The sequence below is a fragment of the Vibrio sp. QJM3NY_26 genome (assembly GCF_057786005.1).
Window position 1 is genome coordinate 15,432 of the sequence record NZ_CM173516.1, and the last position, 14,307, is coordinate 29,738.

Annotated in this window: 9 protein-coding genes; 5 read left to right on the top strand and 4 right to left on the bottom strand. The window is 44.9% G+C overall.

What is annotated here, in order from left to right:
- Positions 1-9 precede the first annotated feature (9 nt).
- Positions 10-999, bottom strand: a complete 990-nt coding sequence (locus tag AC3CH4_RS15590) for a TRAP transporter substrate-binding protein (protein WP_145565789.1) — start codon at positions 997-999, stop codon at positions 10-12.
- Between the two features lie 108 nt (positions 1,000-1,107).
- On the bottom strand, positions 1,108-2,118 hold the full coding sequence (gene cuyA / locus AC3CH4_RS15595; protein WP_145565790.1) for a D-cysteate sulfo-lyase: 1,011 nt from the start codon (positions 2,116-2,118) through the stop codon (positions 1,108-1,110).
- Positions 2,119-2,276: 158 nt separating this feature from the next.
- Here cuyA and AC3CH4_RS15600 point away from each other — a divergent pair, with 158 nt between their 5' ends.
- Entirely contained in the window at positions 2,277-3,209 is a 933-nt protein-coding gene (locus AC3CH4_RS15600; RefSeq protein WP_488543976.1) for a LysR family transcriptional regulator, read from the top strand.
- A 99-nt stretch (positions 3,210-3,308) separates the two neighbouring features.
- Here AC3CH4_RS15600 and AC3CH4_RS15605 read toward each other — a convergent pair whose 3' ends face one another.
- A complete protein-coding gene (locus tag AC3CH4_RS15605; RefSeq protein WP_488543977.1) occupies positions 3,309-5,864 on the bottom strand; it encodes a molybdopterin oxidoreductase family protein in 2,556 nt (851 codons plus the stop codon).
- A 501-nt stretch (positions 5,865-6,365) separates the two neighbouring features.
- Between AC3CH4_RS15605 and nirB the strand changes: the two genes are divergently transcribed.
- The 4 genes from nirB (at position 6,366) to AC3CH4_RS15625 (ending at position 13,045) form a co-directional block, all read left to right on the top strand.
- Positions 6,366-8,948 carry a nitrite reductase large subunit NirB gene (nirB, locus tag AC3CH4_RS15610; RefSeq protein WP_488543978.1) on the top strand — a complete coding sequence of 861 codons (2,583 nt, stop codon included), beginning with the start codon at positions 6,366-6,368 and terminating at the stop codon, positions 8,946-8,948.
- A gap of 184 nt (positions 8,949-9,132) precedes the next feature.
- Positions 9,133-9,477, top strand: coding sequence for a nitrite reductase small subunit NirD (gene nirD, locus AC3CH4_RS15615; protein ID WP_488543979.1), 345 nt, complete (start codon positions 9,133-9,135; stop codon positions 9,475-9,477).
- Between the two features lie 140 nt (positions 9,478-9,617).
- Complete coding sequence (locus tag AC3CH4_RS15620) at positions 9,618-11,087, top strand: NarK family nitrate/nitrite MFS transporter (RefSeq protein ID WP_428783100.1); 1,470 nt, start codon at positions 9,618-9,620, stop codon at positions 11,085-11,087.
- Positions 11,088-11,254: 167 nt separating this feature from the next.
- Entirely contained in the window at positions 11,255-13,045 is a 1,791-nt protein-coding gene (locus AC3CH4_RS15625; protein ID WP_488543980.1) for a bifunctional protein-serine/threonine kinase/phosphatase, read from the top strand.
- Positions 13,046-13,123: 78 nt separating this feature from the next.
- Here the strand turns inward: AC3CH4_RS15625 and cra are convergent, their stop codons facing one another.
- A complete protein-coding gene (gene cra, locus AC3CH4_RS15630) occupies positions 13,124-14,128 on the bottom strand; it encodes a catabolite repressor/activator (RefSeq protein WP_135457646.1) in 1,005 nt (334 codons plus the stop codon).
- Positions 14,129-14,307: the final 179 nt, after the last annotated feature.

A 14,307-nucleotide genomic window follows, 5' to 3' on the forward strand; every position in this document is an offset into this window, starting at 1 on the left:
TTTCTATCCCTAGATTGAGTTCGCAGCAAAGAGGTCTTTCATCTTAATTGAAAGCTCTGTTCCACAATCATTCTTCAGTTCGCTTTCCCAAGACGTGGAAATATCAGAAACTAACTTAAGCTTTTGCTCTGAGGTCAGCTCAAGAACCGTACCGCCTTCTTGTTTGGCTTCTGCAATCCTCGCATCTACCCACTTTTCATATTGAGGTTTTAACCAAGCTTCAGTCTCTTTTGCTGCCTCTAATAGCGCTTGCTGATCCGTTTCGGAAAGCGAGTCAAATCGCTCTTTATTCATCATGTACATGATGTTGCCGTAAAATATTCCCGCATCCACCATGTGTGGCATCACATTCCAAAGCTTCCATGAGCTATAGGTTGCTACACCCATATTGATGCCATCAACAACACCACGTTCCGCAGACTGAAACACTTCTTTAGGAGAGATAAAGACTGGCTTGCCTCCCCAACCTTCAATCATCTTGCTCACTAACGGTCCAACAGAACGAACCAACTTGCCGTTTAGATTGGAAAACTCTTCAACAGAATTTACCTGCTCGTTGAACCACCACTCTTGGTCATAAGAGTAGTTAGAGTTCATGAGAGGAACCAAGCCGTTCTGATTCGCCTCCGGAGTAATTAGATCACGATATTGAGAATCCATGTCTAACTGCCCGCTCAAATCAACCGCTGACGGATATAACGAAGTTGTTCGATAACATGAAAGTCGATTATCAGCACTGATCCAACTGATGTCCGCAACCCCGCCTTGAACAGCATCAACGCCTTCACTCCAACCATGTAGCGTGGAGGATGGATAGATTCTGACTTTCAGATTTCCGTTGGATTTTGCTTCTGCTATTTCCGCAAATTTTTTAAACCCTTCATACCTGATGTCCGATTCATTCACATAAGTAGAAAGCCTAATTACTTCTTTGCTCATTGCATTGAAAGACAGTAATCCACCAATAATTAAACTGGCTAATTTGATTGATTTTTTCATGTAATCTCCATTTACAACATTTCATTAAATCTTCTTACTGTTAGTATCTCTGTACTAACAGTAACGATTCATGGGTAAGGTCTGATTGAAAAGTCTCACTCCTGTCCATTACTCGTAATTAGGAAAGTCGAAGCTGTCACGATAACCAAATAACGCTTGAGCGCCTCCGGTATGCACAAAGACAATGTTCTCGCCCTTCTTAAAGTGACCATTTCGAACTAGGTCAATAAGACCCGCGGCCCCTTTGCCCGAATACACTGGATCAAGCAAAATACCTTCAAAACGAGAGAACATGTTGATCGCTTCGATCGTTGAAGGTGCAGGAATCCCATAGCCTTCGCCAACATAGTCACAATTCGCCACAACATCTTCGCGCTTTACCGCATCTGCAGCGCCCAAGTGCTCAGCGGTACGTTGAGCCAATTTGAAGACATTTCCTTCTTGCGTTGGTTTATCAACGCGTACCCCGATACCAAGAACTGGGATTTGGCTGTTGGTCAAAGCAAAACCGGTAACCAAACCCGCTTGAGTCCCCGCACTGCCCGTCGCATGTACGACATGATCAACCTTAAGGTTCTGGTCATTGCTTTGTTTTAGGATTTCTAATGCACAATCTACATAACCAAGAGCGCCAATATGATTGGAGCCACCGCCAGGTACTATGTACGGCTTTTTACCTTGAGTGCGCAGTGTCGCAGCCACATCTTCCATTGCAGCGTTCATATCCGTGCCGCCTGGGTACTTAGATAATTGAGCGTTGAAGAGTTGGTCCAGCATTACGTTGCCGTTGAACTTATAATCAGGATCATCACTGGCAGTACGGTCTTCAAGTAAAACCAAACAATCCATGTTCAGTTTGGTTGCGATCGCCGCTGTTTGACGTGCATGATTCGACTGAGTAGCCCCTTGAGTAATGATGGTGTCAGCACCTTGCTCAACGGCGTCCGCCATCAAAAATTCCAGTTTGCGAGTTTTATTACCTCCACCAGCAAGGCCTGTACAATCATCTCTCTTAATCCAGATGTTTGGGCCTCCTAACGCTTCACTCAGATTTTCCATTAGCTCTAATGGGGTGTTCAAGTGGGCAAAATTTAAACGAGGATAACGCGATAAATGCATCTCTATTCTCCAATCAGTGTTTCGTTAGTTGTCTGTTTAACACCCAATTACACTAGCCCGTGATATCGCTCGAAAGATAATGCTTTTTGTTAACAGGGGTGTTAACTTTTGTTTAACAAAACATCGGCATTAATAATTTCTGGACAAGGATTCGACACATGGACTTAAAGTGGATTGAGGATTTTTTGCACCTTTCTCAGTACGGAAGTTTCGCAAAAGCAGCAAAGGCCAGAAATATAACTCAACCTGCTTTTGGCAGAAGAATCAAGCTATTAGAAGAATGGGTCGGCACTGACCTTGTAAATAGAAACACCTACCCCGCCACATTCACCAAAGCAGGATTTCGCTTTCTAAAACACGCGAATGATCTCAAACAACAGATAGACTACGCTCGGTTAGAAACCGTCAGGCAAGTTAACAATAATGAAACAAAAGTCACATTTCACACCCAGCATTCATTGTCGGAATATGTAGTGAATAAGATGATTAATGAGTACACCGATACGTTTAAAACAGTCTTAGTCTACGTGAGCCCAAATAACTTACATGATTCAGTGCAAGCCTTTATCGATAATCGTTCGGACTTTCTTATCGGTCTCTCTTTCAACGGAAGTCGCCTCTACGTACCGAACCCTGAGGTCGAGTCGGTCACTATTGGGCGTGAACGTCTAATCCCGGTAGTCGCTACCAAAAGTGATGGCGCGGCGCTGTATAAAGATTGCAAAAACTCGAACGTACCTTTACTCAGTTACCCATCTAATACTTTTTTTGCACAAGTATTAGAGAAACACGGCTCAATAGCCCAAAGCCGTTGTAATTTTAATATCGTGTACGAAAACGCCGTCACACACTCTCTTAAATCAATGGCGTTATCAGGCCACGGAGTGGCGTGGTTGCCGGAGGGATTTGTTCAAGAAGAATTAGAACAAGGTTTATTGGTTAGGTTCTCAGAAACCATTTCACCTATTACTGCCAAAATAAAGCTGTATCGCTTCTCGACTGAAGAAATGACAGCTGAAATGTCGACGCTGTGGCACAACTTCAAAACATCGAATGGTGAAACAAAACCCGAAATAGCACCTTGTCACTAAACTAGGGAGCCTAAGGGTTCAACGGCATTAACACAATTTATTTGCTAGTTTACAAAAGATAAGTCAGCCAACTCCGACTTATCTTTTATATCAAGTTACCTACTTCGCCATGGTACTCAAAAACTCGGCTTCAAACTCTTCATTGGCTTCTCGGGTTAGGCATTCCACCAGCCAGTTGATACTTTCATGATCTAGGTTACTGTTCACCACGAACGCTTGTTTCACACCAAACTCACCAAGCTTGGCTGAACCATAGTTCTTGAACGATTTATTGCCGTGATAATGGAGTGATTTAACCGCTTCTGCGTTGGGTTCGGGTAATTCATCCAGTGTGTTGGCAAGCTGAATCACCAACTCCATAGGATTCTTAGATGACGAGATACGATACAAAAATCCGCCCTCGACTTTCTGTCTAACCCAGTAATCAAAGCTGCTGCAATCCATCACCTTATCACTGACCAGTGCCGCTTCGCTGCGATAAGCACATGCTTCTAACATCACAGGTGTGTGTTTAAATTCTGGCTGTCCTGAATTGGAATCGGTGTTAGGTAAAATCAGGTCACACGGCTTGCTGTCTTTGGCCGTGGTGCCGTTCCAGTGGATCGGCATAAACACCTGCTCTTTACGCATCTCTTGGGTTAATACCAAGCGCGCTTGAGACTCACCTTGAGCACTTTTCACTTTAACAACCTGGTTGGTTTGGTTTGTGCTCGTTTCCAATCCAAATTTCTTGGCGGTTTCAGGGTGAACAGCAATGAACGGCTCGGGAGTGTGGTCTCCAAGTGATGAGGCAAGCCCTGTTCGACTCATAGTGTGCCATTGATCGCGCACTCGTCCGCTGTTCATAATAAGCGGATAGTCTGGTGAAGACGTCGTTAATGGCAAAGCATGTTCAACCGCAACAAATTGGGCTTTTCCTGACTTAGTGAAAAACTCGCCATCAGTGAACATTCGTTTATTTACGATATCTTGCTGTAATTCTAATACGGGCCATTGCTGGGGTTTTAGCTCGCTATAACCTTTATCGTCCAATTTGGTTAGACCAATTAAACACAGGTCTCGCGTTTTACCGTCAGTATTGTCAAGACCCGTCATTTGACAGTATTCTTCAAATATCTGCCCTTCATGACGATAATCAAAGGCATGTTGATGACCCATTTTCTGCGCCACTTCTTTAATCATCCACCAATCAGGTTTAGCTTCACCTGGGCTTGGCAATATGCGGCGCTGCCTTGATATACGGCGCTCGGAGTTGGTCACGGTACCCGATTTTTCACTCCAACCTTGCGCAGGCAACACAACATCGGCCAAGCGTGTGGTTTCAGTATCGGCAATGCAATCTGACACCACCACAAATGGACAGTTTTCTAGCGCTGCTTTCACTCTCGCACTGTCTGGAAGGCTCACCACAGGGTTGGTCGCCATAATCCACACCGCTTTGATCTTGCCTTCAAGCATGTCGTCAAACAACTCGACTGCTTTCAAGCCGGGTTTGGTTGCTAAGTTATCGGTTTGCCAAAAGTTACTCACCGTTTGGTGTGATTTCTCATCCCCAAACTCAAAGTGCGCCGCTAGCGTATTCGCTAAACCACCCACTTCGCGACCGCCCATTGCGTTGGGCTGCCCGGTCACAGAGAAAGGCCCCATACCTGCTTGTCCGATTTTTCCGGTGGCTAAATGACAGTTGAGAATAGCGTTCACTTTGTCACAACCTTGGCTCGACTGATTCACGCCCTGAGAATAAATGGTGACGACTTTTTGTTTAGAAGCGAACGCGCGATAGAAGCGCTCAACCTCTTGTTCCGCTAACCCGGTCAGTTGGCTGACGCTTTGCTCTGAATTGATGCTTGAATCAGCGTGGTAAACATACTTCTTTGCTGACTTGATCGCTTGTTGGAAGCCTTCTGTATGTTTGCTTATGTAGGCTTCATCAAGTGCATCATTATCCGCTAAGTATGAAAGTAACCCGTTAAACAAGGCCACGTCAGAGCCCGATTCAATCGCTAAATGTTGATCTGCTATTTCACATGTGTCGGTATAACGAGGATCTATGACGATCACTTGCAGTTTGGGATTCACTTGCTTAGCTGCTCTTAACCTTTGAAAAAGAACCGGATGACACCATGCTAAGTTTGAGCCAGTAATCACGACCAAGTCGGTGTGCTCTAAATCTTCATAACAAATAGGCACCGTGTCGCTACCAAATGCACGCTTGTGTCCAACAACACTCGATGCCATGCAAAGCCTTGAGTTGCTGTCGATGTTTCCGCTGCCAATAAAGCCTTTCATCAGCTTATTGGCAACGTAATAGTCTTCTGTTAACAGTTGACCAGAGACATAGAACGCAACCGAATCAGGACCGAACTCTTCAATGGTTTGGTTAAACCTATCAGCGATCAATTGAGTGGCGTCATCCCATACGAGTTCGTGTTTTTGTTGATTCTGAATATGAGTAGGCTGAGTAAGACGACCTAAAGGTGTTACGGTTTCACCTAGAGCAATGCCTTTAGTACATAACTTTCCATAATTCGACGGATGTTCTTTGTCACCGCGCACTTCAAGCTTACCTAATGCAGTGGGCCTCGCTTCTATTCCGCAGCCAACACCACAATAGGCACATGTCGATTTTATCCAGCCACTATTTGAATCACTCATCCGTTTCTCGCTCAATTATCCATAATTGTATTTATTTAGATCAAGCAAATAACACGCCATTAAATCAAAGAATCACGAACATAACAAAACACAAATAAAAACAACAACTTAATAAAACAAAAACAATTAAAACTCAGTTACCAAGAAATGCTTGATATGAAAAACTTATTTTTTGCACCATCTTGCTGAATGTTGCACCACAAACGCTCATTTCCATAAATTTAACAAAAAAATTACATACCACTTTAGGGGTAATTGCGTGCCACCCGAAAATCTTAATCGATTGAAAAGTATGAATTAAATTTTATTTACTTTGCTAAATTATAATTTGGCATCCTCCTTGCTCCACTAGAAACCAAGAGTTAGAAAAACAATTTTTGTTTTCTTGATAATGATGAATTGAGTGGAATCTCAACCCGGTATTCATTTGTTAACCATTAGAAGTTAAACGCTATAAACGTTAACGCTATAAACAATGAAGCCGAGAATAAGGAATGGATTATGAGCAAGAAGAAGATCGTCGTCGTTGGTAACGGTATGGTTGGACACAAATTTATCGACAACATATTGCAGTCAGAAAGTGATGAGTTTGATGTGATTACTTTCAGCGAAGAACCTAGGTTGGCCTACGACCGAGTTCAGCTTACAGCTTACTTCAAGCGCGGAAATGCCGAAGATTTGGCATTAACCAGCGAAGAATATTACCAAAGCAATGGCGTCAATTACCTTTTAAACGCGAAAGTCGCTCAACTGGATACTGAAAATAAGTGCGTTGTGACGGAATCAGGACATACCGAGAGTTATGACACATTGATTCTAGCGACCGGTTCATTCCCTTTTGTTCCCCCTATTCCCGGTAACGACCAAGAACACTGCCACGTTTATCGCACCATCGAAGATTTAGACGCCATTGAATTATCAAGCAAAGGCAGCAAATCGGGCGTGGTGATTGGTGGCGGCCTGCTTGGCTTAGAAGCCGCAAACGCAGTCAAAAACCTTGGTTTGAAAACCCATGTGGTGGAGTTCGCTCCTCGCCTGATGGCCGTACAATTAGATGACGGTGGCGGTGCGCTTTTACGCAGAAAAATTGAAGACCTTGGCGTGCAAGTTCACACCGAGAAAGCAACCTCTGAGATAGTCGCGGGTGAGAACGCTCGCTACCGCATGAACTTTGCAGACGGCACCCATCTAGAAACCGATATGATTGTGTTCTCTGCGGGTATTCGTCCTCAAGATGCCCTAGCTCGTAGCTCTGATATTGCCATTGGTGAACGTGGCGGCATCGTGATTAACGATCATTGCCAAACCAACATCGAGAACGTGTATGCGATTGGTGAATGTGCACTTTGGGACAACAAGATCTTCGGCTTAGTGGCGCCTGGCTATTCAATGGCGAAAGTCGCCGCAGCGCATATCATCTCTGATGGAGCGAGCGACGCTTCGTTTACTGGTGCCGACATGAGCACCAAGCTCAAACTGCTTGGTGTTGATGTAGCCAGTATTGGCGAAGTACACGGCCAAACAGAAGGCGCTCAATCGTATACTTATAACGACGAAATCGAGCAAGTTTATAAGCGCCTTATCATCTCAGCGGACGGTAAAAAGATTGTTGGTGCAGTATTGGTGGGCGACGCCGAGGCTTACGGGTCACTACTGCAAATCAAACAAAACGATATGCCTCTTCCTGAAAATCCATCCGTGCTTATTCTGCCAAACCTCGCGGACGATTCTGGCTCAGCAATGGGCGTTGAAGCTCTGCCTGATAGCGCCGTGATTTGTTCGTGTTTTGATGTGACCAAAGGCGATATCAAAGACGCCGTATCTGCAGGCTGCACCACCATGGCTGCATTGAAAGAAACAACCAATGCTTCAACAGGTTGTGGGGGTTGTTCTGCGCTTGCCAAACAGGTTCTCGATAGCGAGCTGAGTAACTTAGGTGTGGAAGTCTCAAACGATATCTGTGAGCACTTTGCCTATTCTCGTCAAGAACTTACCGACATTATCCGCGTCAACAAAATCAAGACATTCGATGAGCTATTGGATTCTCATGGCAATGGATTGGGCTGTACCGTCTGTAAACCTGCTGTCGGTTCTATTCTGGCTTCTTACTGGAACGATTACATCCTAGAAGATCAGCACATTGAACTGCAAGACACCAACGATATCTACCTAGGCAACATGCAAAAAGACGGCACTTATTCAGTTGTGCCACGTATTGCAGGCGGGGAAATCACCCCTGACAAATTGATCGTGCTTGGCGAGGTCGCGAAAGAGTTCGACCTTTACACCAAAATCACCGGTGGTCAGCGTGTCGATTTGTTTGGTGCACAGCTCAACGAACTGCCTATCATCTGGAAAAAGCTGATTGATGCAGGTTTCGAAACAGGCCACGCCTACGGTAAGTCGGTTCGTACTGTTAAGTCGTGTGTGGGTAGCACTTGGTGCCGATACGGTATCGACGACAGCGTAGGCTTAGCGATTCGACTAGAGAACCGCTACAAAGGGCTGCGCTCGCCACATAAAACCAAGTTTGCAGTTTCTGGCTGTACTCGTGAATGTGCAGAAGCGCAATCGAAAGACTTCGGCATTATCGCAAGCGACAAAGGTTGGAACCTCTACATCTGTGGTAACGGCGGTATGCGCCCTCGCCATGGTGACCTTTTCGCTACCGACCTTGATGAAACCACCCTTCTGCAATACATAGACCGCATTCTGATGTTCTACACACGTACCGCAGATCGCCTACAACGTACATCTGTATGGATGGAAAACCTTGAAGGCGGCATTGAATACCTCAAACAAGTCGTGATTGAAGACAAGCTCAATGTTGTTGAAGAACTTGAAGCAGATATCGCCCTCAATATCGAAAAATATCAGTGTGAGTGGAAAACCACCATCGAAAACCCTGAAAAGATGAAACGCTTCCAGCACTACATCAACAGCGAAGAAATGGACACCAGTCTCTCTTTCATCAAAGAACGAGAGCAGCGCTTTCCAAAGCCAAGTTTGAGCTCTTCTTCAGATTCACAACGTGATGAAAAGCTAGCCAACGCAGACCAAATCAAAGTGACTGAGGTTTCGTAACCGTTAATAGAACAGAGTGAGACAAAGCGTTCGACATAAAACGCAAGGAAGTGACTGGCATGCTCAGCAAGTCACTTCCCTACTCACTCCAATAGAGACAGTAACGACAACTCAGCAAAGCCAAGAATTTGAATAAGTTAATACACAAATAATTAAAGACTCAATTTTAGACTAGGAGAAAGTCATGGAAAATTGGACAACCGTATGTAGCACCCGGGACTTAACCCCAAATGGTGGAATTTGCGCCAAAGTAGACGATAACCAAGTGGCTATTTTTTATTGTAAGCGCAGCGACACGCTTTATGGGCTCTCTAATTACGACCCTGTCGGCAAAGCGAATGTAATGTCACGTGGTATCATTGGTTCATTAAGCGGTGAGCCTTACGTAGCTTCGCCCTTATACAAGCAGCATTACCACTTAGAAACTGGCACATGCCTTGAACAACCCGAACTCAAGCTCATTAAATTTGAAGTTCGCAAGCAAGGTGAACACGTACAAGTTCTCGCACCGCTTGCTATCGCCAGTTAATAAATAGCCGACATCATCCTGCAAACGCTTTAAGGCGTGAGCAATTTCGGCATAAAGGTTTAAGCACATTCAAGCGTTAGAATTTCGGAATAACGCACGAGCTAAAACCGGGTAATTTCCAGATTTAAGGGATTTAAACCATGGATAACACAAAATTTTCGCTGCTTTCATTTAAGGGTAAGATGAAAACCTTACACCTAAGCTGGATGGCCTTTTTTATCACCTTTGTTGTGTGGTTCAACTTTGCCCCACTACTGCAAATGGTAAAAACGTCGCTTGGCCTTTCCACCGAAGAGATCAAAACACTGCTTATTCTCAACGTTGCGTTAACCATTCCTGCTCGTGTCGCAGTGGGTATGTTAACCGATAGATATGGCCCAAGGTTGGTCTACTCTTCACTACTCGCAATCTGTTCAATCCCTTGTTTTATGTTTGCGATGGCAGACTCTTTCATTCAAGCGGCTATTGCACGTTTCCTACTTGGCTTCATTGGCGCTGGCTTCGTCGTTGGTATTCGCCTTGTGTCTGAGTGGTTCCCACACAATGAACTGGGTACCGCAGAAGGTATTTACGGCGGTTGGGGTAATTTCGGTTCAGCAGCGGCAGCATTCACGCTTCCAACTCTCGCTCTAGCATTTGGTGGCGAAGATGGTTGGCGTTATGCGGTCGGTATTACTGGCCTTATGAGCTTAGCGTTCTCGTTTGTCTTCTACAAAAACGTAACGGATACACCAAAAGGTTCGACTTACTTCAAGCCTGCTCAAGTAACAGCGATGGAAGTAACATCAAAGGGTGACTTTTTCTTCTTACTTATTATGAAGATCCCGATGTATGCCGCTCTTGCACTACTGACATGGAAACTATCACCAACCAACATCAACATGCTGTCTGACATGGCGGTTTACTCGGTTTACGCAGGTTTAGCCGCACTTTACGTATACGAAGTGTCACAAGTTTGGAAAGTGAACAAAAACGTATTTAAAGAAGAAGTGCCAGAGATTCACCAATACAAATTTAAGCAAGTAGCGGTACTGAACGTATTGTACTTCGCGACATTTGGTTCTGAGCTGGCCGTTGTTTCTATGCTGCCACTGTTCTTCTCTGAAACTTTTGAATTAACACCCGTTCTTGCAGGTATGGTTGCATCAGCTTATGCCTTTATGAACTTGATGTCTCGCCCTGGTGGTGGTTGGATTTCAGATAAATTCGGTCGTAAACCAACACTGCTTATTCTAACGATTGGTCTTGCTGTGGGCTACTTCGCAATGGGTCAAGTAGACAGCACATGGCCTGTATGGCTAGCCGTTGTGGCAGCCATGGCGTGTTCTTTCTTCGTTCAAGCGGGTGAAGGTGCGGTATTTGCGACAGTTCCTCTAATCAAACGACGCATGACAGGTCAGATTGCGGGTATGACTGGAGCTTACGGCAACGTGGGTGCGGTAGTTTACCTAACAGTGCTGTCTTTCGTGAGCTACCAAACCTTCTTCTTAGTGATTGCTGCGACCGCCATACTTGGCTTTGTGACTCTACTGTTCATGGAAGAGCCTAACGGCCAAATTGCCGAGGTTAACGACGATGGCAGTGTCACGCTGATTAATGTTTCAAACTAGTCTCAGTACTATGAAGCATTGATATTATTGAATCGGGAGAAGCACCTTAGCAGATACATCAACGCTAGGTGCTTCGTTCAAAGGCTCTACGTTCACTAGAGCTTTTGTTCTTCCTAGGATGTTCTCTCAAGGAAGTTAGAAGACGGCAGTTAAGAAGAAGACCAGTTATGACAATTTCATTCAGCCAAGGACAAGTCACCACGCCAGAGTCAAACAACCAAATGACGCTGAAGTTTGGTGGTTACTCAAATAAAGGCATTCGTGATGAAAACCAAGATGCCATCATTGTAAAACACCCTAAAACTCGCGCTGAGCAAGAGTTAAAAGGCAGTGTTGCCTGCATAGCCGATGGTGCGAGTTGCAGTGAACATGGCCAAAAAGCCAGCCATACCAGCGTGATGCAGTTTATTGATGACTACTACGCCACTCCAAAAAGCTGGAGCATTCAGCGCTCGGCGCAGAAAGTCCTAACCTCGCTCAACTCTTGGCTATTCAACACGTCTGTTTCTAATATTCATCCCGCACAACAAGTTAACCACAATGCGCTCGTATCGACGTTCAGCAGCGTGATATTGAAATCGAACACTGCACATATATTCCATGTAGGCGACAGTCGAATTTACCTATTAAGAGATGGTGAACTACGCCAACTGACACGCGACCATACACGTAAAACTATGGGGCAGAAGCATTATCTAACACGCGCCTTAGGCATGGATAATCAACTCAACGTTGACTACCAAACCCTGCCTATCAAGAAAGGCGACTGCTTTATCCTGACATCTGACGGCGTGCATGAATTTGTTGCTCCCAATACTTTCAAAGAACACATTGATAAGCCTGGAGCGGATTTTGAATACGCAGCACAAACCATCTGTAACACTGCTTTAAGCCACAATAGCTCAGACAACGTGAGCTGTTTGATTGTGCAAGTCAGCCATCTACCTAAACCTTCGCTCATTGAGTTCCATGAAAAGCTGGCTAAACGTGCCATCCCACCCGCGTTAAAGCTCGGGCAAAGTATCGACAACTTTATGGTGCTTGAGGTGTTGTATGCAGGCTCTAGAAGCCATGTGTATCGTGTGATGCAGAAAGAGACACAAACCGAGTTCGTGCTGAAAGTCCCTTCCGTCCAATATCATGATAGCCCTTCGCAACTGAGAGCTTTCTTTAATGAACAATGGGCGGGGATCTTGCTAAACAATAAGAAAGTAATGAAGGTCTACCCTACGCCAGAGAACTCGCAATTCTTATATCAAATCTGCGAATGGGTAGAAGGCATCACGCTAAGACAATGGATGTACGACAATCCAAAACCGTCACTCAATGAAGTGCGCGAAATATTAGAAAAGATCACGCAAGGCATTCGAGTATTACAACGCGCAGACATGGTGCACCGAGATTTAAAGCCCGAGAACATCATGCTTCAACGTGATGGTGAGATAAAAATCATCGACCTCGGCGCTGTATTAGTGAGAGGACTGGAAGAGGGAGAGCTCGCAGACAAAGACGACACTCCATTAGGTGCGGTCAATTACATTGCACCAGAGACCATCAAGCACAATACCGCGACCACCAGCTCTGATCTGTTCTCTATCGCTGTGATCGGTTATGAGATGTTAACCGGTGAATTGCCCTACTCTGAAATGACCGCACAATCACTTAAGCAATCTCGTCATCATCAGTGGGAATACCAACCCATCAATCAGAAACGAACTGACTTACCAAGCTGGGTGGATTTGGTGTTACAAAAAGCCTGCGCCGAATCGCCGAGCGAACGTCATCAAGTGTTGGGGGATTTTGTGGCCGACCTTTACACACCTAACCAAAGCTTGGTGAAAAGCAAAGCCAACCAACCTTTGATAAACCGAAATCCAATCCAGTTTTGGAAAGTGTTGGCTTTGTTGCTCGGCATTGTTGCGGTCGTAGAACTGGGTTTATTGTTAAACCCAAGCTAGATACGTTTACGAATTAGCCTAATCTAACCTAGCTTAATCTAAACAAAACGAGTCTAGCCTCGTATAAACTAATGGCACTTAGCCTCGTCTAACTAAGCTTCTTGGCACTAATTCAATACCCGCTTGGTAACGTTTAGCTGAAGCATTCAAAGCAAGAGCAAAGGCACTATCCGCAATCACTTCAAACTGTTGCGGAAGTGAATGGACCTTAAAAGGCAAGAAATCGAGCAGTCGGTTATCACCAAAAGTCGCCAACTTCACTTGATTAACTAATTCTGGTTTTTCAACCATCACATCCAGTACACCTTCTAGCAAGGTGTAAGACATAGTGACAATCGCATCAGGAACCGTGCCTTTAGCAATCCACTCTTCAAAAACCGCACGCCCAGACTCTCTGTCAAAATGTTCACCATAGCCCACAATTGTAGATTTGCTTTCTGAGAGTCCAACCTGCTGAGCATACGCTTTGTTGGCTGCTTCAAAACCCAGTTGGCGTTCACGTGAGATATTAAGGTCTGGCAATGCACCTATCAAGCCAACGCTATGAATACTTTCATCGAGAATCGAATGGGTCAGCTCAAACGCAGCTTCGAAATCTTCACTGATCACGCAAGCAAAGTGTTCGTCATCCAACGGACGGTCAATCGCAATTACGGGTGTGCCTGAATTTTGCAGCTTCAAGTAGAACTCGTTGGCGTCTGGCATTGAACTGGCAACCAGCAAGGCATCTATACGACGACTCACCAAAGCTTCCGCTACTTTGCGTTCGGTTTCAGCATCATCATCAGAGCAACCAATCAGGATTTGATAGCCCACTTTACGTGAGTTCTGCTCTATCAATTTAGCTAAACGCGCATAACTGCTGTTTTCCAGATCAGGAATAATCAAACCAAATGAACGGCTATTACCAGCGCGCAGCGACGAAGCAGCATGGTCTGGTCGGTAGTTATACTCTTCCACCACCGCCATTACTTTCTGCTGAGTCTTCTCACTGATTCGGTATTTCTGCGCCTTGCCGTTGATGACATAACTGGCCGTGGTTTTCGATACTCCAGCCAGTTTAGCAATTTCATCAAGTGTCATATGGGTGACCTGTATTTTGTGCGTAGGATCATATAACCAATGATCTGATCCTCGGATTAGTTGAATTATATGCTGAATCGATTCAGTATAAAAGCTGAAAGGATTCAGCAAAATCTGAAAAGTGACTTCAATCATCCTTTTGAATGGATTGAGCGTCATTTGTTGTGATTCAACTTCTC